This window comes from Rathayibacter sp. VKM Ac-2762, assembly GCF_009866585.1.
Lineage (GTDB): Bacteria > Actinomycetota > Actinomycetes > Actinomycetales > Microbacteriaceae > Rathayibacter.
The window spans coordinates 256,426-278,798 of the sequence record NZ_CP047419.1 but is presented as its reverse complement, the minus strand read 5'-3'; the positions used below and the strand labels follow the sequence as shown (position 1 = coordinate 278,798).

Below are 22,373 nucleotides of genomic sequence, written 5' to 3'. Positions count from 1 at the left end.
TCGAGGCCACCCATGACTCCCAGCACCCCGGGCGCCAAGCCCGTCATCTTCTCCGGCATGCAGCCCTCCTCCGGGTCGCTGCACCTCGGCAACTACATCGGCGCGCTGACCCAGTGGGTCGCGATGCAGGAGGACTTCGACGCCTACTTCTGCGTCGTCGACCTGCACGCGATCACGGTCCCGCAGGATCCGCAGCAGCTCCGCGAGCGCACCCGCGCGACCGCCGCGCAGTACATCGCCGCGGGCATCGACCCCGCGCGCTCGACCCTCTTCATCCAGTCCCACGTGCCCGCTCACGCCGAGCTCGCCTGGGTCCTCAACACCCTGACCGGCTTCGGCGAGGCCAGCCGGATGACGCAGTTCAAGGACAAGTCGGCGAAGCAGGGTGCCGAGGCCGCCTCGGTGGGCCTGTTCACCTACCCGATCCTGATGGCGGCCGACATCCTGCTGTACCAGACGGACGCGGTGCCGGTCGGCGAGGACCAGCGCCAGCACCTGGAGCTCACCCGTGATCTCGCCGCGCGCTTCAACTCGCGCTTCGGCGAGACCTTCGCCGTGCCGGAGCCCCACATCGTGCGCGAGACCGCGAAGATCTTCGACCTGCAGAACCCGGGCGCCAAGATGTCGAAGTCGGCGGAGTCGGACGCGGGCCTGCTCAGCGTGCTCGACGAGCCGAAGGCGACCGCGAAGAAGATCATGCGCGCCGTGACGGACACCGAGTCGGAGGTGCGCTTCGACCGGGCGGCGAAGCCCGGCGTCTCGAACCTGCTGACGATCTACTCGGTCCTCGCCGACCGCTCCGTCGAGTCGCTGGAGCAGGAGTACGCGGGCCGCGGCTATGGGGACCTCAAGAAGGGCCTCGTCGAGGTGGTCGCCGCCACCTTCGACCCGATCCGCGCGCGGACCGCGGAGCTGCTCGCCGACCCGGCCGAGCTCGACCGGGTCCTCTCCCTCGCCGCCGACCGCGCGTCCGAGACCGCGGAGCGCACGCTCGCCGCCGTCTACGACTCCGTCGGCCTCCTCCGCCGCGTCCGCTGAGGCGGCCGTGCTGCGGCTCGCGCTCTTCGACCTCGACGACACCCTCTTCGCCCATGCCCGCGCTGTGCGGGAGGGGATCGTCGCGTACGCCGCCTCGCTCGGCGCCGCCTACGCCGGCGAACCGGCCGACGTGCAGCGCCGCTGGCACCTGCTCGAGGAGGAGCACTACCACCGCTACCTCGCGGGCGAGCTCGACTACGAGGGCCAGCGCCGGGCGCGCGCCACGGACTTCGCCGCGGAGGCCGGAGTCGGGCTGACTCCCGAGGAGGCGAGCTCCTGGTTCCGCGGGTACCTCGAGCACTACGTCGCCGCCTGGACCCTCCACGACGACGCGCTGCCCGTCCTCGACCGGCTCGACGCCGCCGGAGTCCGCCTCGGCGTCATCACCAACGGCGTGCTCGACTTCCAGCGGGGGAAGATCGAGGGTACGGGCCTCTCCGGTCGCTTCGAGCACGTGATCGCCTCCGGCGACGTCGGCGTCGCCAAGCCGGACGCGCGGATCTTCGCGATCGCCTGCGAGCGGTTCGGGGTCTCTCCGGAGGAGGCCCTCTACGTCGGCGACCGGCTCGGCACCGACGCCGTCGGAGCGGCCGCTGCGGGCCTGCGCGGCGTCTGGCTCGACCGCGTCGGCGGTCCCGAGCACGGCCGCGAGCTGCCGCCCGAGGCGGTCGAGCTGGGCGTGCGCCGGATCGCTTCCCTGGACGAGCTGGACGCGCAGCTGGGGCTGTCGGCGGACTGAGGCCCCGCCCGGTCCGGGTCTCGATAAGCCACCTGCAGCGACTACGCGACCAGCATGCAGGTCCGAATTGCCGGGTCTCGATGAGCCGTCTGCGGCGACCACTCGACCAGCACGGGTGTCCCCGAACCACCCCGTTGCGATAGCCGTTGCGCCGTCGTCGGAACGACGAAGCGCCCCACCCGACCCGAGGGTCGGACAGGGCGCATCACCGTGAACGGACGCACATCATCCGCTCGCCGCACGAGGCGAACGGGGAGAACGCGTGTCAGCGTTGTCCCCTAGCCGGACGGAACCCGCTCCCCGAGACGCGACCACCTCGATGAGCCGACCGCGCCGCGGCAGGCAGGGACTGCCGCGGAAGGAACTACTGCACGTCCTCGTCGATCCAGTCGAAGGTCTTGGTGACGGCCTTCTTCCAGAGGCGGTACTGGCGGGCGGCCTCGTCCTGGTCCATCTGCGGGGTCCAGCGCGAGTCCTCCTGCCAGTTCTGGCGCAGGTCGTCGAGGTTCTCCCAGAAGCCGACCGCGAGACCGGCCGCGTAGGCCGCTCCGAGCGCGGTGGTCTCCGCGACGACCGGTCGGATGACCGGGACGCCGAGGATGTCGGCCTGGAACTGCATGAGCAGGTTGTTGGCGATCATTCCGCCGTCGACCTTGAGCTCCTGCAGGGGGACGCCGGAGTCGGCGTTGACCGCGTCCAGGACCTCGCGGGTCTGGAAGGCGGTCGCCTCGAGCGCGGCGCGGGCGATGTGGCCCTTGTTGACGTAGCGGGTGAGGCCGACGAGGGCTCCGCGGGCGTCGGAGCGCCAGTAGGGGGCGAACAGACCCGAGAAGGCGGGGACGAAGTACGCGCCTCCGTTGTCCTCGACCGTGGCGGCCAGCGCCTCGACCTCGGGGGCCGAGCCGATGAGGCCCAGGTTGTCGCGCAGCCACTGGATCAGCGAGCCGGAGACCGCGATCGAGCCCTCGAGCGCGTAGTGCACCTCGCCGTCGCCGAGCTTGTAGCCGATGGTGGTGAGCAGACCGTTCTTCGAGTGGACGATCTCGGTGCCCGTGTTGAAGATCAGGAAGTTGCCGGTGCCGTAGGTGTTCTTCGCCTCGCCCGGGTCGAACGCCGCCTGGCCGAAGGTCGCGGCCTGCTGGTCGCCGAGGATGCCGGCGATCGGGACCTCGCGCAGCAGCGACGACGACTCGACGTGGCCGTAGACCTCGGAGGAGGAGCAGACCTCGGGGAGCATCGACTTCGGGACCCCGAAGGCCTCGAGGATGTCGTCGCGCCACTCGAGGGTCTCGAGGTCGAGGAACAGGGTGCGGGAGGCGTTGGTGACGTCGGTCTTGTGGACGCCGCCGTCGATGCCGCCGGTCAGGTTCCAGAGGACCCAGGTGTCCGTCGTGCCGAAGATCAGGTCGCCCGCCTCGGCCTTCTCGCGCGCGCCCTCGACGTTCTCGAGGATCCAGACGATCTTGGTGCCGGAGAAGTAGGTCGCGAGCGGGAGGCCCACGATCGACTTGAAGCGGTCAGCGCCCTCGTCGCCCGCGAGGCGGTCGACGATCGACTGGGTGCGGGTGTCCTGCCAGACGATCGCGTTGTAGACCGGCTTGCCGGTCGTCCTGTCCCAGACGACAGCGGTCTCGCGCTGGTTGGTGATGCCGACGGAGGCGATGTCGTGGCGGGTCAGGTCGGCGCGGGAGAGAGCCTGGCCGATCACCTCGCGGACGTTGTTCCAGATCTCGATCGGGTCGTGCTCGACCCAGCCGGCGCGCGGGAAGATCTGCTCGTGCTCCTTCTGGCCGGTGGAGACGATCGATCCCTTCTTGTCGAAGATGATCGCGCGGGACGACGTGGTCCCCTGGTCGATAGCGATGACGTAGTCAGCCATGAATGATTACTCCTTCGTAACGGGGGTGAAAGGAAGCGCGGCGGTCTAGAGGACCGGGAGCAGCACGAGCGAGGCGAGGCCCGCGAGCACTCCACCGACGATCGGGCCGGCGACGGGCACCCAGGCGTAGCTCCAGTCGCTCGAGCCCTTGCCCTTGATCGGCAGGAGAGCGTGCGCGATGCGGGGGCCGAGGTCGCGGGCGGGGTTGATGGCGTAGCCGGTCGGGCCGCCGAGGGAGGCGCCGATCGCGATCACCAGGATGGCGACGGGCAGCGCGCCGAGCGCGGCCAGACCGCCGTCGCCCTGACGTCCGCCGCCGAAGCCGATGACGACGAAGACGAGGACGAAGGTGCCGATGACCTCGGTGACGAAGTTCCAGCCGTACGAGCGGATCGCCGGGCCGGTCGAGAAGACGCCGAGCTTGTTGGCCGCGTCGGGCTCCTCGTCGAAGTGCTGCTTGTAGGCGAGCCAGCAGAAGACGGCACCGAGGATCGCACCGATCATCTGGGCGAGGATGTAGACGAGGATCGAGACGATGTCGACGGGCACGCCGGAACCGAACTCGGTCGCTCCACTCGCGACGAGGCCCAGGGTGACCGCGGGGTTGAGGTGCGCCCCCGAGTTGTACGAGACGATCACACCGGCGAAGACCGCGAAGCCCCAGCCGATGTTGACCATGAGGGTTCCGCCGTTGAGACCCTTGCTCTTCACGAGCGCGACGTTGGCGACGACACCGCAGCCGAGGAGCACGAGCATGGCCGTTCCCACGACTTCGGCGAGGAAGACCACTCCGAGATTGTCCACGTTGACCTTTTCCTTTTCCTAAGACGGACGCGCACAGGCGTCCGCGGCGGGCTTCGATGCCCGACGGTGTGAAGTTATCGGCGCCCTGTCCTAGCGACAAGGAACGGCGCGTGCACGTTTGTGCGTTGTCACGACGGAAGCCCCGGTCGAGGTGGTCCTCGGTCCGGGGCTTCCGTCGATCCGCGCCTGATCGCCGATCAGGAGGCGGGCACGGCCGTCGGGGTCTGCACCGAGGTGCCCCCGACGTCGACGCCGTTGTACTCCTTGAGGTGCGCGATGGTCGCGTCGACCTCCGACGCGCGGGCGGCGTCGTCCCAGCCCAGCACGGCGCCCGTGTGCTCGGCGAGCTCCTCGAGGAGCTCGCGGCTCAGGCCGCCCGTGAAGGCGTGGTTGGTGCGGCGCATCACCAGGTCGATGAGGTGCACCACGCTCTCGCGCTGGGCGAGGTAGCGGATCTCACCGGTGGTGAAGTCCTTGTCGAAGTCGAGCGCCTCGTCGTGTCCGTCGGCCAGGGCCTCGATGACCTCCTGCGCGCGGGTGCCGTAGCGCTCGAGCAGCTGGCCCGTGCGGGCCGAGGAGAGCCCGGAGCGGTGCTGGCCGATCCACTGCGCGCGGGACGCGTCGGTGCGCGGGAAGCCCTTGCCGCCTCCGATGGGGGTCTTCACGGTGGAGACGCGACGGGTCACGCCGATCCGCTTGAAGACCTCGTTCGAGAGGTGCTCCGACAGGGCGCGGAACGTCGTCCACTTGCCGCCGACCAGGCTGAGCACGGGCGAGCCGTTGCCGGGGAGCGTCGAGGGCTCGATGCGGTAGTCGCGGGAGACGAAGCCCGGGGCCTCGTCGTCGTGGCGGGGCAGCGGGCGGATGCCGGAGAACTTGAAGACGATCTGCGAACGGTCCACGCGGATGGCCGGGAAGACGTGGTTGACGAGCTCGAAGAAGTAGTCGATCTCCTCCTCCGTGCACACCGCCGGCTTCGTGGGGTCGGCGTCGATGTCGGTCGTGCCGACCATCACGCGGCCCTTGAGCGGGTAGATGAGGACGATGCGTCCGTCGCTGTGCTCGAAGAACATCTCGCGTCCCTCGCAGGCCTCGACCAGCTCGGGGTTGTCGAGCACGATGTGCGAGCCCTTGGTGCCGCCCATGAATGTCGTGGACGTGCCGAGGGCCGTGTTGGTGAAGTCGGTCCACGGTCCGGAGACGTTGACGACGACGTCCGCCGCGAAGGTGAACTCCTCGCCGGACTCGCGGTCGCGGAGGACGACGCCCTTCTCGTCGGCGCCGACGGCCTCGACGTAGTTGGCCGCGCGGGCCTTCCTGCCGCCGATCAGCGCGTCGTGGAGCACGTCGAGCGCGAGGCGCTCGGGCTCGTGCACGGAGGCGTCGAAGTAGGTGGCGGTGTACTTGATCTTCGGGTCGAGCTTGGGGAGCTCGTTCAGCGAGCGCTTGCGTCCGTGGAACTGGTGGCGCGGGACCGTGCCGCCGTCGCGGGAGAAGAAGTCGTACATCGTGAGGCCGACCTTGATCAGCAGCGCGCCGCGCTCCTGGGGCTTGCCCGACTTGTGGGTCAGGAAGCGCAGCGGAGCCGCGAGGATGCCCGAGAACGTCGAGTAGATCGGGATCGTCGTCTGCAGCGGCTTCACGTAATGGGGAGCGATCTTCAGCAGGCCGTTGCGCTCGTGCACGCCCTCGTTGACGAGTCGGAACTCGCCGTTCTCGAGGTAGCGGATGCCGCCGTGGATCATGTGGCTCGAGGCGCTCGAGGCACCGGAGACGTAGTCGCCGCGCTCGACGAGGGCGACGTCGACGCCGTTGAGCGCGAGCTCGCGGAAGGTCCCGATGCCGTTGATGCCACCGCCGATGACCAGGACCGTGGCGCGGGGGTTGTCGCGGAGAGCAGCGACGCTCTCGCGCAGAGCGGAGTTTCCGGGAGTTCCGTCGGACTGTGCCACTTCGTACTCGCCTTCGTGTCGTAGGGGTGTCGTCGAGGCCTCCGCACCAGCGTGCACCGGGGAGATGACCGATTGATTTCGCGGAGGAATACAGCCATCCTTGACCCGACAACACATCCGGTCAAGACGGGTGGAAATCCGTGCAGGGAGCGCTATGACCCCGGTGAGACCGGTCGTCGAACTCGACGAGACGACCCACGCGACCCATCCCGACAAGACGCGGGACGCGCTGCGTGCGGCCCAGCTGTACTACATGCAGGATCTGACGATGGACGCGATCGCGCACGAGCTGCACACGTCGCGCTCCTCCGTCTCGCGCCTGCTCTCGCACGCCCGGGCGACCGGCCTGGTCGACATCCAGATCCGCTCCCCCCTCGACCGGGCGAGCGCCCTCTCGGCCGAGGTGCGGTCCCACTTCGACATCACGGCGCACATCGTGCCGGTGCCGGACCACACCAGCGAGATCGACCGGCTCGAGCGGGTCGCCCTGTCCGCAGCGAGGATCCTCGGGCAGTTCATCGACTCGAACATGATCGTCGGCATCGCCTGGGGCTCCACGATGAGCGCGATCAGCCGCCACCTGATCGCCAAGGAGACGCACAACACGCAGATCGTGCAGCTGAACGGCGCCGGCAACACCGAGACCACGGGCATCAACTACTCGAGCGAGATCCTCCGCCGCTTCGGCGACGCCTACGCGGCGAAGGTCCAGCAGTTCCCGGTGCCGGCGTTCTTCGACGACCCGACCACCAAGCAGGCGGTGTGGCGCGAGCGCTCCACCCGACGGGTCCTGGAGCTGCAGCAGCGGATGGACGTGGCGCTGTTCGGGCTCGGGTCGCCGTTCGCGGCGGTCCCCTCGAAGGTCTACATCGGCGGCTACCTGGAGCCGAGCGACTTCACCTCGCTCAGCGGCTCCGGGGTCGTCGGCGACGTCGCGACGGTGTTCTACCGGTCCGATGGCAGCTGGGACGACATCCCCATGAACGAACGTGCAAGCGGTCCGGACCTCTCCACCGTGCGCCGCGCGTCGCGCCGGATCTGCGTCGTGTCGGGCGCCTCGAAGCTGCCGGGCCTGCGCGGCGCCCTGGCGGCCGGCCTCATCACCGACCTCATCCTCGACGAGGGAACGGCCCGCGCCCTCATCTCGGACTGACGCCTCCCGCCCCCTCCACGGGACGCCGCTCGGGTACGCGGCACGCCGACACAGGCGCACCGGAGCGGCGTCTCGCGGGAGCGGTCAGGACTCACGGGCGTGCGCGTCGAGGAACTCGTAGACCTCGGCGTCGTCGATGCCCGGGAAGGTCCCCGACGGGAGCGGCGCGAGCACGTGCGCGTGCAGGCGCGCGCTCGGCCAGGCGTTGCCGTCCCAGCGCGCGGCGAGCTCCGACGGGGCACGCCGGCAGCAGGTCTCGTCGGGGCAGCGGGAGAGCTCGCGGCGGTCGGTGTCGCGGCCTCGGAAGAAGCGGGCCTCGGCGAACGGGACGCCCACGGTGATCGAGAACTCCTCGGTGGCGGTCGTGCCGGTCTGCGACGCAGACCAGAAGGTGCCCGCCGGGGTGTCGACGTACTGGTAGTACTCCGTCGTCCGGTTGGTCCGGGTGAACGCGGAGCGCGCCGACCAGTAGCGGCAGACCACCTGGCCCTCGACGGCCCCGGTGACGTCGGTCGGCAGCGGCAGCCCGTCGTTCTCGTAGGCCTTCTGGATCGAGCCGTCTCCCAGCACCCGCAGGAAGTGCATCCGGATGTCGAGGTGCGAGGTGAGCAGGTTCGTGAAGCGCAGGGCGGCGGCCTCGTGGGTGACGCCGAAGCCGTCGCGGAAGTCCTCCACCGAGATGTCCCGCTCGCGCTTCGCCTCCTGGAGGAACGCGACCGCCGGCTCCAGCGGCATCAGGCAGGCGGCGGCGAAGTAGTTGATCTCGAGGCGCTGGCGGAGGAAGTCGGCGTAGGTCACCGGCCGCTCGTGCCCGAGGAGGCGGTGCGCCATCGCCTGCAGCGCCAGCGCCCGCAGGCCGTGACCCCCGGGGATCGAGGCGGGCGGGAGGTAGATCCTGCCGTTCGCGAGGTCGATCACCGAGCGGGCGGAGTGCGGCAGGTCGCCGACGTGGATGATCTCGAAGCCGAGGTGCCGGGCCATCTTCGAGACGGAGCTGTGGGTCAGTGCTCCTCCGCGGTGCCCGACGGTCCGGAGCATCTCGCCCGCCACCTCCTCGATCTCAGGCAGGTAGGAGCTGCGCTCGCGCAGCTGGAGCCGCTGGGCGGTATTGGCCCGGCGCGCCTCCTCCGGTGTGGCACTCGCCTCGCTCCGGCGACGGGCGAGCTCGCGGTAGACGCCGAGGAACGCCTCCAGCACGGGCGTGCTCAGCCCCTTGTTGACCTTGAACTCGGGCAGGCCGAGCGAGCGGTACAGCGACCCCTTCTGCACGCGCGCCAGCTCGATCTCCAGCGCGGCCCGCTCGCTCGGCGGCTCGTCCGAGAGCAGCGCCGCCAGCTCGACGCCGAGCGCGGCCGCGAGGCGCTGCAGGAGGGAGAGGCGCGGCTCGCGGCGGCCCGTCTCGATCAGCGAGAGCTGGCTCCCCGACACGTCGACGCGCTCGGCGAGCTGCCCGAGGGTCAGTCCGCGCCGGGTGCGGAAGTGGCGCAGGCGCTGCCCGAGCAGCACGGCGTCGGAGCCCGGGGCGGGTGTCGAGGGATCGGTCACGGCGAGCTCCAGCCGTCGGTTGTGACGAAAGCGCAAAAAGACGGTTTCTTGACCGCCTCAGCGCCGGGAATACCTCCTTATCCTCCTCCATCCTGGCTTCGGGCGCCACTGAGCGCCCCTCCCGGCCTGGCCGGCCTCTTCCCGGCTGCGGCCGGCGACTCCCCACCCCCGTCGACGACGACCACCGAAAGCGGAGCCAGCATGAGCATCTACAGCAACACCGTCCGACTCGAGCCGAGCACCATGACCGCGCCGACGTCCGTCCCCGCGCCCGTCGTGCCGCCGGCGCCCCTCGCCCTCCGCCGCTGGGTGCGCGAGACCGCCGCGATCCTCCAGCCCGACGCGATCGAGTGGAGCGACGGCTCCCCCGCGGAGTGGTACCGCCTGACCGAGCGGCTCGTCGCCTCCGGCACGCTCCTCCCGCTCAATCCGGAGTGGCGGCCCGGCTCGTTCCTGGCCCGCACCGACCCGGACGACGTCGCCCGGGTCGAGGACCGCACCTTCATCTGCACGACCGACGAGGCCGACGCGGGACCGACCAACAACTGGCGCGAGCCCGCCGCGATGAGAGCCGAGCTCGCTCCCCTCCTCGACGGAGCGATGCGCGGACGGACGATGTACGTCGTCCCGTTCTCGATGGGGCCCGTCGGCGGTCCGCTCTCGCAGCTGGGCGTCCAGGTCACCGACTCGGCCTACGCGGTGCTGAACCTGCGGATCATGGCGCGCGTGGGCTCCGAGCCGCTCGCCGCCTTCACCGAGGAGACCCCGTTCGTCCGCGGCGTGCACACCGTGGGGCTGCCCCTCCGCGACGCGGACGGCGTCACCCGCGAGGACGTCGCCTGGCCGTGCAGCCCCGTGAAGTACATCACCCAGTTCCCGGAGACGCGCGAGATCGTCTCGTACGGCTCCGGCTACGGCGGCAACGCCCTGCTGGCGAAGAAGTGCTTCGCCCTGCGCATCGCCTCGGCGATGGGGCGCGAGGAGGGCTGGCTCGCCGAGCACATGCTGCTGATCCGCATCGTCTCGCCCGAGGGACGGCGCTACCACGTCGCCGCCGCCTTCCCGAGCGCGTGCGGCAAGACCAACCTCGCGATGATGCAGCCCGCGATCCCCGGCTGGCGGGTCGAGACGCTGGGCGACGACATCACCTGGATGCGCCGCGGCGAGGACGGACGCCTCTGGGCGATGAACCCGGAGACGGGCTTCTTCGGCGTCGCTCCCGGCACCGGGGAGAGCTCGAACCCGAACGCCGTGCAGACGCTCTGGGGCAACACGATCTTCACCAACGTCGCGCTCCGCGAGGACGGCGACGTGTGGTGGGAGGGCCTGACCGACGAGGTACCGGAGCGGCTGACCGACTGGCGCGGGCAGCCGTGGACGCCGGCGTCCGGCACGCCCGCCGCGCACCCCAACTCCCGCTTCACCGCGCCGGCCGCGCAGTGCCCGTCGCTCTCCGCCGACTGGGACGCCCACGAGGGCGTGCCGCTGGACGCGATCGTCTTCGGGGGCCGACGGGCGAGCAACGTCCCGCTGGTCACGCAGGCCACCTCGTGGCAGCACGGCGTCTTCCTGGGCGCGACCGTCGCCTCCGAGAAGACCGCGGCCGCGGAGGGCACGGTCGGGGAGCTGCGCCGCGATCCGTTCGCGATGCTCCCCTTCTGCGGCTACAACATGGCCGACTACTTCGCGCACTGGCTCGCGATCGGCGCTGAGCTCGGCGATGCGGCGCCGGCGGTGTTCCAGGTCAACTGGTTCCGTAAGGACGCGGGCGGCGAGTTCCTCTGGCCCGGCTTCGGCGAGAACGCGCGGGTGCTGCAGTGGCTCGTCCGCCGCCTGGAGGGGCTGGCGGAGGCGCGGCGGAGCCCCCTCGGCGACCTGCCGGTCGCGATCAACACGCACGGGCTCCTGCTCTCCTCGGCCCAGAAGGAGGAGCTGTTCTCCGTCCCGGTGGAGGCGTGGCTGGAGGAGTGCGCGCTCACGGAGGAGTTCTTCACGCGGTTCGGCGACCGGCTGCCGCCGGAGCTGACCGCCGAGCTCCAGGCCCTGCGGCTCCGGCTCCTCGCCGAGAAGCTGCCGCTGGCGGCCTGATCCCCCTGACCGAGCCGGCTCCTGCCGGACACCCCTGTGGCCCGCGGGCGGATCATCCCCCTTTCCTCGCACCCCCGCGGGTCCACTCCCCCCTTCCGCTCCCACGACGACGGGCACCATGACCGACCGCATCACGCTCCGCTTCCTCGCCGCCCCGCAGGACGCCACCGCCGACGGCCGCAGCGCCCAGGCCGGCCGCGTCCTCGAGTGGATCGACAAGGCCGGCTACGCCTGCGCCGTGGGCTGGAGCGGCGGCTACTGCGTGACGGCGTACGTCGGCAACGTCCACTTCACACGGCCCATCTCGGTCGGCAACCTGATCGAGGCGACCGCCCGCGTCATCCACACCGGGCGCACGAGCATGCACGTGCTGGTGCAGGTCGCGCAGGCGGATCCGCGGACCGGCCTCTACGAGGACGCCACGCACTGCCTCCTCGTGTTCGTGGCCGTCGACGACGACAAGAGGCCGCGGTCGGTCCCGGAGTGGCGGCCCCGCTCGATCGAGGACCTGTCCCTCGCCGAGGGCGCCGCCGCGCGCATCGAGGGCCGCCGGAGGCTGCATGACGTGATGCGCGCCCAGGAGTACACCGAGGAGGGCACCGGTCCGCGGATCGTGTTCCGCTTCCTCGCGGCACCGGGAGACGTCAACTGGGGCGGCAACGCCCACGGCGGGATCGTGATGCGCTGGATCGACGAGGCGGCCGACGCGGTCGCGCAGCGCTGGACCGGCCGCGACTCTGTGGCCGTCTACTCCGGGGGGATCCACTTCTACCGTCCGGTGCGCATCGGGCATCTCGTCGAGGTGGAGGCGCGCCTCATCCACACGAGCGCCCGGAGCATGCACCTGGCGGTGCACGTGCGCTCCGGGGACCCGCGGACCGGCGAGCTGGAGCTGACCACGCAGTGCCGGAGCGTCTTCGTGGTGCGGGGCTCCGACGGGGCGGCCGAGCCGGTCCCGCCTCTCGAGCTGCGGACCGAGGAGGACCGGCGTCTGGACGCCCATGCGCGCGAGCTGATCCTCCTGCGCGCGGCGCTGCCGCAGCTCCCGCTCGCGGGGACGGCCGGCGCTAGGGTCGGAGCGTGAAGCTGCCGATCCTCGTCCTCAACGGCCCGAACCTGAACCTGCTCGGCACCCGCGAACCCGAGCTCTACGGCTCGGACACCCTCGCCGACGCCGTGGCGCTGGCGGCGGAGGCGGCCGAGCGGCACGGCTTCACGGTCGAGACCTTCCAGAGCAGCTCGGAGGGCGCGATCGTCGACCGGCTGCACGCGGCTCGCGGCTCCGTCTCGGGAGTGGTGCTCAACGCCGGGGCGTACACGCACACGTCGATCGCGATCCGCGACGCCGTCCTCGCGACCGAGCTGCCGATGGTCGAGGTGCACGTGAGCAACGTGCACCGGCGTGAGCCGTTCCGGCAGCACTCCTACCTCTCGGACGTCGCGATCGCCGTGATCGTCGGCGCGGGCATCGCCGGCTACGGCTACGCGGTGGACGTGCTCGCGCGAGCGGCGGAGAAGCGATGAGCGGCCTCGGACGCTCCTTCGGCAGCGCGGTCGACGCCTACGACCGCGGGCGGCCCGGCTACCCCGACGACGCCGTCGACTGGATCGTGGGGCACGCCCCCGCGCGGGTGGCGGGCGCCTTCGTCCCGGAGCGGGCCCGCGCGGCGGGAGCCGACGCCTCCGATCGGCTGCGCGCCGTGGACCTCGGCGCGGGAACGGGCAAGTTCACCGCGTCGCTCGCGTCCCGCGGCCTCGACGTGACCGCGGTCGAGCCCGACGCGGAGATGCTCGCGCGTCTCGCCTCGAATCTGCCGGGGGTCCGCCCCGAGGAGGGGACGGCCGAGGCGATCCCCGCCGCGGACGCCTCCGCGGAGCTCGTCACCGCCGCGCAGTCGTGGCACTGGGTCGACGCCGAGCGCGCGGGAGCCGAAGTCGCCCGCGTCCTGGTGCCGGAGGGCGTGCTCGCGCTGGTGTGGAACATCCGCGACGAGTCGGTCCCCTGGGTGCGCCGGCTCGGCGAGGTCGCCGGAGCCTCCACCGCCGAGCGCTTCGAGACGCTCCGGCCGCCGCTCGGCTCCGCTCTCGAGCGGGTGGCGTTCGCGGCCTTCGAGTGGTCCTTCGAGCTCGACCGAGCCGGGGTGCGCGACATGTTCGCGTCCCGCAGCTCCGTCATCGCGATGCCCGACGAGGAGCGCGCCGCGGTCCTCGCGGCGGTCGACGCCGTGGTGGACGAGGAGTCGGGCGGGAGCGGGACCGTCGCGATGCCGTACTCGACGCGCGTGACGATCGCGCGCCGCTCCTCCTCCGCCTGACTCCGCGCCGCGCGCCGCGGACCGCCCCGCCCGCCGACTACCCTCGGAGGGCGCCGCACCGGCGCGAGCACCGAGAGCACGAGGAGAGACGCACGTGAGCATCATCGCCGCCGCAGACGGGTCCGCACTGGGCAACCCCGGCCCCGCCGGCTGGGCCTGGTACGTCGACGACGAGCGCTGGGCCGCGGGCGGCTGGTCGCACGGCACGAACAACATCGGCGAGCTCACCGCGGTGCTCGAGCTGCTGCGCGCGACCGCGCAGGAGGAGGAGCCGCTGCACATCCTCTGCGACAGCCAGTACGCCATCAAGGCCTGCACCGAGTGGCTGCCGGGCTGGAAGCGGAAGGGCTGGCGCAAGGCCGACGGCAAGCCGGTGATGAACGTCGAGATCATCAAGGCGCTCGACGAGGAGCTGCAGGGCCGGGCGGTCACCTTCGAGTGGGTGAAGGGGCACGCCAACCACCGGATGAACGAGGCCGCCGACGTCCGCGCCCGGAGCGCCGCGACCGCCTACCAGCGCCGGCAGCCCGTCGACGCCGGACCCGGATGGCCGACGGCCGCCGCCGTGCCTGCCGCGGCCGCTGCGCCCCCCGTCGAGGACTCCGCCACCCTCTTCTAGCCGCGTTCCCCCTGAGGCAGCCGCAGCAGCCCCGTCGCCACCAGCTCGCGCACCCGCGGCAGCACCGAGTCGGACACCGCCTCCTCCTCGACCTCGAGGAGCGAGGCGACCGCCGCCGCGATCGCCGCCACGGAGAGCTCGCCGTCGCAGGCGCCGACCACGGCGGCCAGCGCCGTGTCGACCTCCTCGACCCGGGCGAAGCCGCCGCCCTGCCGCAGCCGCAGCACCGTCGGATCGTCGTTGCCCGGCCAGTAGTGCCGCTCCTCCGTGACGTCTCCGGCGACGACCAGGGCGAGACCCGCCAGAGCGCGATCGTCGAGCGACGCGAGGGCCTCGGCCGCGTCGAGGCAGGCGGCGAGGTGGCCGCCCAGGCCCGCGGTCGCCATCGGCGTGGTGATGCGCTCGAGGCGGCGGATCGGCGGGCGGGGCTGCTCGGGCAGGCGGAGCGTGACGTAGCCGAAGCCGACGCCGGTCACCCCGCGCCGCTCGAAGTCGGTCAGCCAGGCGTCGACCAGCGCGTCGAACGCGGGGCCGCGGGTCGTGCCGCCGTCCCGGATCCAGGTCTCGGCGTAGACCGCCGGATCCTGACGCTCGCGCTCCACGACCCAGACGTCCAGCGGAGAGGCGGTCCCGCCCATCCAGGCGTCGAGCCCCTCGGGCCCCGCCTCGAGCGCCTGCTCCAGCGGGCTGCGGGCGTCGGCGAGCCAGTCCGCGATCCGGTCGAAGGCGTCCGCGCCCTCCCGGTACTCCCAGTTCCCCAGGAGCTGCGCGACACCGCCGGGCACCAGGTGCTCGGCTGCTCCGAGGATCACGCGGCGCACGATCTCGTCGCCCTCCAGCCCGCCGTCGCGGTACTCGTAGGAGGGGACGCCCTCGGCTCGCGGCGTGATGACGAACGGCGGGTTCGTGACGATGTGGTCGAAGCGCTCCCCCGCGACCGGCTCGTAGAGGCTGCCGAGGCGGAACTCGATGTTCTCGATCCCGTTGAGCGCCGCGGTGAAGGAGGCGAGCGCGAGCGCGCGCTCGGAGATGTCGGTGGCGACCACCTGCTCGGCGTGGCGGGAGGCGTGCAGCGCCTGGATCCCGCAGCCGGTCCCCAGGTCGAGCACGCGGCCGACGGGCCGCTGGATCATCAGGCCGGTCAGCGTGAGGCTCGCGCCGCCGACGCCGAGCACGTGGTCCTCGTCGAGCGCGCGGCCGAGGGCGAGCTCCCCGAGGTCGGAGGCGATCCACCAGGAGGCCGCGCCGCGCTGGTCGACCACGTCGTAGGGGCGCAGGTCGAGGGCCGCGGTGACGACGGCTCCGGCCTCGACGCGCACCAGGCCGAGCTCCACCGCCCCCTCCAGCGCGAGAGCGCCGAACGCCTCGTCCGCGTCGTCGGCCGAGACGGGATCGGCCAGGAGGAACAGGCGGGCGAGGGTGGCCAGCGCGTCGTGGTCGCCGCTGCGCTCGAGGGCGCGGCGGGCGGGGACCCGGTCGCCGCGGTGCAGCGCCTCGGCCGCTTCGTCGCCCCAGAGCCCCCGCACGGCGTCCACGCCGTAGCGGGCGCGGATCAGATCGTCGCGCAGGAGGGCGATACGGGCTCGGTCGAACGGGTCTGCGGAGAACACCGCTCCATCCTCCTGCACGCGGGTCGGCCACCGGGGCCGCCGCGGCCGTACGATCGGATGCATGCCGCTGACCGGAGAGTACGAACCCAGCACGTCCGAGTGGGCCCGCGAGCAGGCGGAGCTCTACGAGCGGACCGGCGGAGCCGAGGGGAACCTCCTCCGCGGCCGCCCCATCATCGTCCTGACCACCGTCGGCTCGAAGAGCGGGAAGCTCCGCAAGACCGCGCTGATGCGCGTCGAGTACGAGGGCGAGTACGTGGTCGTCGCGTCCAAGGGCGGCGCGCCCGAGCACCCCGTCTGGTACGGCAACATGCTCAAGGAGCCGCACGTCGAGCTGCAGGACGGGCCCGTGAAGAAGGACTACGCCGCGAGCGTGCTCGAGGGCGATCTGCGCGCGGCCTGGTGGGAGCGCGCGGTCGCCGCGTGGCCGGACTACGCCGAGTACCAGACGAAGACCGAGCGGCAGATCCCGCTCGTGCTGCTCACTCCCTGGTCCTGAGCGCGGCGGGCGGCTCGGCCCGTCGCTGAGGCGGCCGTCCTCCGGTCGCGGTCGCGCCGCACGGCAGGCGCCTCACGTGGGCGGCGAGCCCAGCGGATCCCGTCCGGCCTCAGACCCGGGCCGCGATGAGGTCGAGCACCTTCGGGCTCGAGAGCAGCGCGAAGTGGCCGACCACCGAGACCGCGATGTTCTCGCGCGCCCCGGCGAGGCGGCTCCCTCCGGGGATGTACTGGTCGCGCATCCCGTAGATCGACGTGATGCGCGCGTCGGCCTCGCGCTCGGCCAGCAGGGTGCGGATCAGCGGGCGGTGGGGTGCGAACTCCCGGAGCGCCCGCGCCGGGGCGATCCGTGCGAGCGACGAGCCGTTGAACGGGGTCGAGACGGCGATCATCCGCTCGATCCGCCCGTCCTCGCGGTCGTCGACGACCATCATGTGCTTGCCGATCAGGCCGCCCTTGCTGTGCGCGACGACGACGACTCCGCGCAGATCGTGCTCGCGCAGGTAGTCCTGGCCGAGTCCGGCCGACGCGACGATCGGCCGCGTGTTGTAGCCGAGCGCGGGCAGCACGTGGATCGGATGGCCCGCCGCGTGCAGCCTCTCGGCGATGGGCCGGAGGAACTGCCACGTCTCGTAGATGCCGGGGATGAGCAGCACCGGAGCGCCGTCGCCGGACGCGTACCGCGACACGTCCCAGCCCTCCCGCAGGTGCACGAAGCGCGAGCCGTAGGCGTAGCGGTAGTCGCGGAGGTACGCGCGCCGCAGCGAGGTCGAGCGGCGCGGGCGGGCGGAGTCACGCGCCGGCATGGGCCCGCTCCAGCTCCGCGATGTCGAGGCGGCTCATCGCGAGCATCGCCTGCAGCGCGCGCGCGGACGCCTCGGGGTCGGCGCCTCCGAGCAGACGCGGGAGGACCTCCGGCACGATCTGCCAGGACAGCCCCCAGCGGTCGCGGAGCCAGCCGCACCGGCTCTCCTCGCCGCCGTCCGCGATCAGGGCGTCCCACAGCCGGTCGAGCTCGGACTGGTCGCCGACGGTCACGACGATGGAGACGGCCTGGGTGAACGGGAACCGCGGCCCGGCGTTGATCGCCTGGAACCGCTGCCCGTCGAGCTCGAACGTCACCGACAGCACCTCGCCGGGCGACGGGGAGCCCTCCGGCAGCACCTGGCTTCCGGTGATCCGCGAGTTCGGCACCAGCTCCGTGTAGAAGCGCGCCGCCTCCCCCGCGCCGTCGTCGAACCAGAGGAAGGTGCTGACCGCGCCCATCGGAGTCTCCGTCCTGCGCGGGAGGGTCTCCGCGGCTCCCTCAGTGTGCCGCGGAGGCGCCCTCCCCGCGACGGATCACAGCGGGTTGACGCCGAACGCCGTGGCCAGCTTGTCGATCTTCTTGGCGCGGCCCAGCCGGGGCAGGTCGCTGCCGTCGCGGATGACGCGGCCGCGGGCCTCGAAGTCGTCGAGGAAGTCGCGGGCCCAGGCGACGTCGGACGGCGTCGGGCTGATGACCTCGTTGATCACGGCGAGCTGCTCGGTGTCGAGGCAGAGCTTCCCGGTGAGGCCGAGCGAGACCGTGAGCGCGGACTGCTCGCGCAGCACGGGGTGGCTGTTCGAGACGGTCGGTCCGTCGATCGGGCCGGGCAGGTCGCCGATGCGCGAGGCGACGACCAGGCGCGAGCGCGGGTAGGCCATCGCGAGGTCGTCGGCGCTGGTGCCGGTGTCGCGGCGGTAGTCGCCGCTGCCGAACGCGAGGCGGAAGGTGCCGCGGGCGCGGGCGATCGAGACCGCCTCCTCGATGCCGAGGGCGGACTCGACCAGGGCGAGCACCGGGGTGGAGCCGCCGAGGCGATCGAAGGTCTCGGTGACGTGCTCAGCGGCCTCGGTCTTGGCGAGCATGACGCCGGCGAGGCCGGGCAGGCCCTTCAGCGCGTCGACGTCGTCGGACCAGAACGGGGTGGAGTGGTCGTTGATGCGGACCCAGGCGCGCTTCTCGCCGGTCAGCCACTCCGCGACGTCGGTCCGCGCGTCGGGCTTCGCCTTGGGGTCGACCGCGTCCTCGATGTCGAGGACGATCTGGTCGGCGCGGGACGCGTGCGCGGCGTCGAACGTCTCGGTGCGGGTGGCGTTCACCAGCAGCCAGGAGCGCGCGATCTCGGGGGCGACGTCGCGCCCCTTCCGCTTCGCGATGGCGGTGGTGGTGGTCTCGGGCAACGTCACGTTCGGGTCCTCTCGGTGGCGCGGTCCTCGCTCCGCGGACGCCACCGCTCTGCGACGGCGCCGGGGACAAGGGTAGCGGCTCCCCGTCGGCGGGGCTCCGGGCACTCCGGCGTCTCTCCACTCCGGGGCTGCGACGCCCCGAGCGCTCCGGATCAGCGGCCCTCCGGACGCTCCCACAGCGTCAGCACGGTCGTCGGCACCCGGATCCGCTCGCGCGCGACGAACCCCGCCTCAGCGAGCACCGCGTCCGCCTCGCCCTCCGGCAGCGCCTGCCAGACCCGGTCCTCCCCGGCGAGCGCGGCGCGCAGCGCCTCGCCCTCCAGCAGGACGTCCGAATACGTGCCCGTCGTCCCGTACGGAGCGGCGAGGGCGACATCGTCCACGCCCGCGAACGCCTCCGGGTAGGCGGCGAGCGCCAGGCGGGGCCGGAGCGAGACCGTCCCGGAGGAGCCGAGGAGGACGGCGTCGCCCGGACGGGCCCGCTCCTCGACGGCGGCCGCCAGACCGCGGAGATCCTGCCCGGCCGGCTTCCCGGTGACCGTGCGCATCTGCACGAGGACCGGCAGTGCGGCCACCGCGATCAGGGCGAGGAGGGCGACGCCCGTCCGGGCCCTGAACGAGTCGAGCGCGAGGCCGAGGAGGACCGCGAGGGCGGGCGTGCTCGACGCGAGGTAGCGCGGAGTGAACATCGGCTCGACGAGGAGGGTCCCGAGCACCAGCACCGCCGTCGGCAGCACGATCCAGAGGACGAGGGCCGGCAGGAGCGGCCCGCGCATGCCGCCCCGCACCGCGGCGACCGCGAGGAGCGCGACGGCGATCCCGGCCAGCCACCACGCGGATCCGCAGAACGGCTCGACCAGGACGGTGAACGCGGTCACGGGCTGCGAGCGGAGCCAGCCGACCTGGCCGCTCTGCCCGGCGGCGAGGAGCAGCACCGGCACGGCGCCCAGTGCAGAGAGGGCGCTCGCCGCGAGAGCCCGCACGGCACCCCGGGGCGCCGCGGCCGCGGCGAGCGCGACGAGAGCCGGCAGCACCAGCACGGAGTAGAGGAACACCGCGTCCGCCAGACCCGCGACGGCCGCGAACGCGATCCAGCGCAGGGCTCCTCCGAAGCGGGCCGCCCGCACGACGAGGACCGCCGCTCCCACCACGAGCACGGTGGCCAGAGCGGAGGACCGCGCCTCGGTCCCCGAGAACGAGGACCGCGGGAGCAGCACGAGCACCGCGGCGGCGAGGAGTGCCGCCCGGGGCCGGTCGAACGATCGCAGCAGGACGGCGACGCCCGCCGCCGCCGCTCCCGTGGCGAGAGCGGACGGCGCCCGCACCGCGAGCTCCGACTCCCCGGCGATCGCGATCCAGCCGTGCATCATCAGGCCGTAGACCAGGTGCACCGCGTCCTTCTCCTGCACGAAGGCGAGGAGCTCCCCCACCGGGAGCCGCGCCAGGCGGAGGGTCGCGGCCTCGTCGTTCCAGTAGGAGGGGATCCAGGAGCCGACGAGGGTCAGCGCGGTGGCGAGGGCGAGGACCGCGCTCGCGGGCAGGGTCCGGAGCGCGCGCATCCCGCCAGCGTAGAGGCCGGGCTCAGCGCGCCGAGCGCTCGGCGAGACCCTTCGCGTACGCGGCCTGGCCGACGTGCTGCGTGTCGTCGTCGATCACCGAGACCAGCCGCACCCCGAGGGTCACCGGCGGATCCCACTGCTCGTCGACGACGCGCTCGAGGTCCTCGTCGCCGAGCGTGTCGAGGAGGGCGAGCGTCTGCCGGTGCACGGCGTCGGCGTACTCCGCGAGCAGCGCGGCCGGCACCGCGGCGAGCGCCGCCACCTCGGCCGGCTCCTGCCCGTAGCCGGTCTCGTCGGGCCCGAAGGGCAGGCCGGACCGGCCGTGGAAGCCGTCGGCCGTCCACACCTGCTCGTGGCCGGCGAGCGGGGCGAGGTGGTCGTCCTGCACCCGGACGAGATGCCAGACGAGCCAGGCGGGCGAGTTCGAGCGGGCGTCCGCGCGGAACGCGAGCTGATCGGGGGTGCTGTCGTCGAGGACGGCGTGCACGTTCTCGTGCACCCGGCCGAAGGCGTCGCGGAGGAGGTCGATGGCTGCGCTCATGCCGCCAGCCTGCCGCTCCCGCGCCCGGTGCGGCACCCCCTCCGCGCGCCTCGGAGGAAGTGCGGAGGCGGGTGCCCGATACTCGGCCCGTGACCTCCGGATCCTCGAACCTGGCGACGAAGCCGTGGCTGACCTCCTACGCGGAGGGCGTGCCCGCCGAGATCGACCCCCCCACCCAGACCCTCGTCGACCTGCTCGAGGACTCGGTCGCGCGGTACCGCCGCGGCACCGCCCTCGAGTTCTTCGGCGCCGAGACCAGCTACGCCGAGCTCGGCGAGCAGGTCGCGCGCGCGGCGGAGGGCCTGCGGCGCCTGGGCGTGCGCGCCGGCGACCGCGTCGCGCTGGTGCTCCCGAACTGCCCGGAGCACGTGGTGGCGTTCTACGCCGCTCTCCGCCTCGGAGCGATCGTGGTCGAGCACAACCCGCTCTACACGCCGCGCGAGCTGCGGCGGCAGTTCGAGGACCACGGCGCCCGGTTCGCGGTCGTCTGGGACAAGATCGCCGACGTGGTCGCGACCATGCCCGCCGACCTGGGCATCGAGCGCGTCGTCTCCGTCGACCTCACCCGCTCCTTCCCGCTCGGCAAGCGCCTGGCGCTACGGCTCCCCCTGCCGTCGGTGCGCCGGTCACGCGAGAAGCTCACCGCGACCCCCCGCAGCCGCTCCCTGCTGCCCTTCGCGTCGCTGCTGAAGAACCGCCGCATCGCGCGCTCGCACCCCCGCCCGGTCCTCGGCGACACGGCCCTGCTGCAGTACACGAGCGGGACCACCGGGACGCCCAAGGGCGCGATCCTCTCGCACGCGAACCTCCGTGCGAACGCCCTGCAGGGCCGCGCCTGGGTGCCGGGCCTGCGCGAGGGCGACGAGACGTTCTACGCGGTGCTCCCCCTGTTCCACGCCTACGGGCTGACGCTGTGCCTGACCTTCGCGATCAGCATCGGCGCGAAGGTCGTGCTGTTCCCGACCTTCGACGTCGGCCTCGTGAAGGCGGCCGCGAAGTCGTCGCCGCCCACCTTCCTCCCCGCGGTGCCGCCCGTGTACGACGCGCTGGCCCGCGCCTCCGAGCGCCACGAGCTCGACCTGCGCGGCATCCGCTTCGCGATCTCGGGAGCGATGAGCCTGCCGGTCGCGACGGTCGACCGCTGGGAGCGCGCGAGCCGGGGACTCCTGGTCGAGGGCTACGGCATGACCGAGAGCTCGCCGGTCGCCCTCGGGAACCCGGTCGGCCCGACCCGCCGGCCCGGCACCGTGGGCGTGCCGTTCCCCAGCACGACGATCCGCCTCGTCGACCCCGCCGATCCGTCGGTCGACCGCGGCCCGGGCGAGTCCGGCGAGCTCCTGCTCCGGGGGCCGCAGGTGTTCCAGGGGTACTGGAAGCGGCCGGAGGAGACGGCCGAGGCCCTCCTCCCCGGCGGCTGGCTGCGCACGGGCGACATCGCGACCGTCTCGGCCGACGGCTTCGTGACGATCGTCGACCGGGCCAAGGAGCTCATCATCACCGGCGGCTTCAACGTCTCCCCCTCCGAGGTCGAGGGAGTGCTGGAGTCGCACCCGGACGTGACGCGCGCGGCCGTCGTCGGGCTCCCCCGCGAGGACGGCGGCGAGAGCGTCGCGGCGGCCGTGGTCCTGCGGGCCGGGACGGCCGTGGATCCGGAGGCGCTGCGCGACTTCTGCCGGCTGCACCTGACGCCCTACAAGGTGCCCAAGCGGATCGTCCCGGTGGACGAGCTGCCGACCTCGCTGATCGGCAAGGTGCTGCGCCGCCAGGTGCGCGAGAGTCTGCTGGACTGAGGCGACCGGAGCGGGCGGTGGCCCGCGAGGAG

The 22,373-nt window shown here is 72.5% G+C and carries 20 protein-coding genes; 10 read left to right on the top strand and 10 right to left on the bottom strand.

The window, feature by feature from the left end:
- Positions 1 to 12 precede the first annotated feature (12 nt).
- Both trpS and GTU71_RS01430 read left to right on the top strand, forming a co-directional pair.
- A complete protein-coding gene (gene trpS, locus GTU71_RS01435; RefSeq protein WP_104232840.1) occupies positions 13 to 1,038 on the top strand; it encodes a tryptophan--tRNA ligase in 1,026 nt (341 codons plus the stop codon).
- 7 nt (positions 1,039 to 1,045) lie between these two features.
- Positions 1,046 to 1,777, top strand: a complete 732-nt coding sequence (locus GTU71_RS01430; RefSeq protein WP_104268395.1) for an HAD family hydrolase — start codon at positions 1,046 to 1,048, stop codon at positions 1,775 to 1,777.
- 364 nt (positions 1,778 to 2,141) lie between these two features.
- On the opposite strand, the gene glpK is transcribed toward GTU71_RS01430, so the two are convergent.
- The 3 genes from glpK to GTU71_RS01415 form a co-directional block, all read right to left on the bottom strand.
- Positions 2,142 to 3,656: a glycerol kinase GlpK gene (glpK, locus tag GTU71_RS01425; protein ID WP_104223195.1), complete on the bottom strand. Its 1,515-nt coding sequence runs from the start codon at positions 3,654 to 3,656 to the stop codon at positions 2,142 to 2,144.
- Between the two features lie 45 nt (positions 3,657 to 3,701).
- On the bottom strand, positions 3,702 to 4,460 hold the full coding sequence (locus GTU71_RS01420; protein WP_104246698.1) for an MIP/aquaporin family protein: 759 nt from the start codon (positions 4,458 to 4,460) through the stop codon (positions 3,702 to 3,704).
- A 197-nt stretch (positions 4,461 to 4,657) separates the two neighbouring features.
- Positions 4,658 to 6,412 (bottom strand): glycerol-3-phosphate dehydrogenase/oxidase, encoded by a 1,755-nt coding sequence (locus GTU71_RS01415; RefSeq protein WP_244230601.1) that lies wholly within the window; start codon positions 6,410 to 6,412, stop codon positions 4,658 to 4,660.
- Positions 6,413 to 6,566: 154 nt separating this feature from the next.
- Here GTU71_RS01415 and GTU71_RS01410 point away from each other — a divergent pair, with 154 nt between their 5' ends.
- Entirely contained in the window at positions 6,567 to 7,565 is a 999-nt protein-coding gene (locus GTU71_RS01410; protein WP_104223198.1) for a sugar-binding domain-containing protein, read from the top strand.
- An 84-nt stretch (positions 7,566 to 7,649) separates the two neighbouring features.
- On the opposite strand, the gene GTU71_RS01405 is transcribed toward GTU71_RS01410, so the two are convergent.
- Positions 7,650 to 9,110: an XRE family transcriptional regulator gene (locus tag GTU71_RS01405; protein WP_159939142.1), complete on the bottom strand. Its 1,461-nt coding sequence runs from the start codon at positions 9,108 to 9,110 to the stop codon at positions 7,650 to 7,652.
- A gap of 243 nt (positions 9,111 to 9,353) precedes the next feature.
- On the opposite strand from GTU71_RS01405, the gene GTU71_RS01400 reads away from it, so the two are divergent.
- From GTU71_RS01400 to GTU71_RS01380, 5 genes are all read left to right on the top strand, one after another.
- The gene (locus GTU71_RS01400; RefSeq protein ID WP_159941059.1) at positions 9,354 to 11,198 is read left to right on the top strand and encodes a phosphoenolpyruvate carboxykinase (GTP); all 1,845 of its coding nucleotides are present in this window, start codon (positions 9,354 to 9,356) and stop codon (positions 11,196 to 11,198) included.
- A gap of 118 nt (positions 11,199 to 11,316) precedes the next feature.
- Positions 11,317 to 12,282 (top strand): hotdog domain-containing protein, encoded by a 966-nt coding sequence (locus tag GTU71_RS01395; protein WP_159939141.1) that lies wholly within the window; start codon positions 11,317 to 11,319, stop codon positions 12,280 to 12,282.
- Complete coding sequence (aroQ, locus tag GTU71_RS01390) at positions 12,279 to 12,722, top strand: type II 3-dehydroquinate dehydratase (RefSeq protein ID WP_104283323.1); 444 nt, start codon at positions 12,279 to 12,281, stop codon at positions 12,720 to 12,722. The genes GTU71_RS01395 and aroQ overlap by 4 nt, the downstream gene beginning before the upstream one ends.
- Positions 12,719 to 13,513, top strand: coding sequence for a class I SAM-dependent methyltransferase (locus GTU71_RS01385; RefSeq protein WP_104261096.1), 795 nt, complete (start codon positions 12,719 to 12,721; stop codon positions 13,511 to 13,513). The genes aroQ and GTU71_RS01385 overlap by 4 nt, the downstream gene beginning before the upstream one ends.
- Before the next feature lie 94 nt (positions 13,514 to 13,607).
- Positions 13,608 to 14,132: a ribonuclease H gene (locus tag GTU71_RS01380; protein WP_104232847.1), complete on the top strand. Its 525-nt coding sequence runs from the start codon at positions 13,608 to 13,610 to the stop codon at positions 14,130 to 14,132.
- Here GTU71_RS01380 and GTU71_RS01375 read toward each other — a convergent pair.
- Positions 14,129 to 15,742 carry a methyltransferase gene (locus GTU71_RS01375; protein WP_244230600.1) on the bottom strand — a complete coding sequence of 538 codons (1,614 nt, stop codon included), beginning with the start codon at positions 15,740 to 15,742 and terminating at the stop codon, positions 14,129 to 14,131. The genes GTU71_RS01380 and GTU71_RS01375 overlap by 4 nt on opposite strands.
- 61 nt (positions 15,743 to 15,803) lie before the next feature.
- Here GTU71_RS01375 and GTU71_RS01370 point away from each other — a divergent pair, with 61 nt between their 5' ends.
- On the top strand, positions 15,804 to 16,241 hold the full coding sequence (locus GTU71_RS01370) for a nitroreductase family deazaflavin-dependent oxidoreductase (RefSeq protein ID WP_159939139.1): 438 nt from the start codon (positions 15,804 to 15,806) through the stop codon (positions 16,239 to 16,241).
- Between the two features lie 109 nt (positions 16,242 to 16,350).
- On the opposite strand, the gene GTU71_RS01365 is transcribed toward GTU71_RS01370, so the two are convergent.
- The 5 genes from GTU71_RS01365 to GTU71_RS01345 all read right to left on the bottom strand — a co-directional run bounded on the left by GTU71_RS01365 (position 16,351) and on the right by GTU71_RS01345 (position 20,551).
- The gene (locus tag GTU71_RS01365) at positions 16,351 to 17,046 is read right to left on the bottom strand and encodes an alpha/beta hydrolase (RefSeq protein WP_104223206.1); all 696 of its coding nucleotides are present in this window, start codon (positions 17,044 to 17,046) and stop codon (positions 16,351 to 16,353) included.
- A complete protein-coding gene (locus GTU71_RS01360; protein WP_159939138.1) occupies positions 17,033 to 17,506 on the bottom strand; it encodes a VOC family protein in 474 nt (157 codons plus the stop codon). Before GTU71_RS01360 ends, GTU71_RS01365 begins: the two co-directional genes overlap by 14 nt.
- 75 nt (positions 17,507 to 17,581) lie before the next feature.
- A complete protein-coding gene (locus GTU71_RS01355; protein ID WP_208543400.1) occupies positions 17,582 to 18,445 on the bottom strand; it encodes a CoA ester lyase in 864 nt (287 codons plus the stop codon).
- Between the two features lie 158 nt (positions 18,446 to 18,603).
- The gene (locus GTU71_RS01350) at positions 18,604 to 20,010 is read right to left on the bottom strand and encodes a glycosyltransferase family 39 protein (RefSeq protein WP_159939137.1); all 1,407 of its coding nucleotides are present in this window, start codon (positions 20,008 to 20,010) and stop codon (positions 18,604 to 18,606) included.
- Between the two features lie 22 nt (positions 20,011 to 20,032).
- Positions 20,033 to 20,551 (bottom strand): DinB family protein, encoded by a 519-nt coding sequence (locus tag GTU71_RS01345; protein WP_104223209.1) that lies wholly within the window; start codon positions 20,549 to 20,551, stop codon positions 20,033 to 20,035.
- Positions 20,552 to 20,640: 89 nt separating this feature from the next.
- On the opposite strand from GTU71_RS01345, the gene GTU71_RS01340 reads away from it, so the two are divergent.
- Positions 20,641 to 22,341 (top strand): long-chain-fatty-acid--CoA ligase, encoded by a 1,701-nt coding sequence (locus tag GTU71_RS01340; protein ID WP_159939136.1) that lies wholly within the window; start codon positions 20,641 to 20,643, stop codon positions 22,339 to 22,341.
- Positions 22,342 to 22,373: the final 32 nt, after the last annotated feature.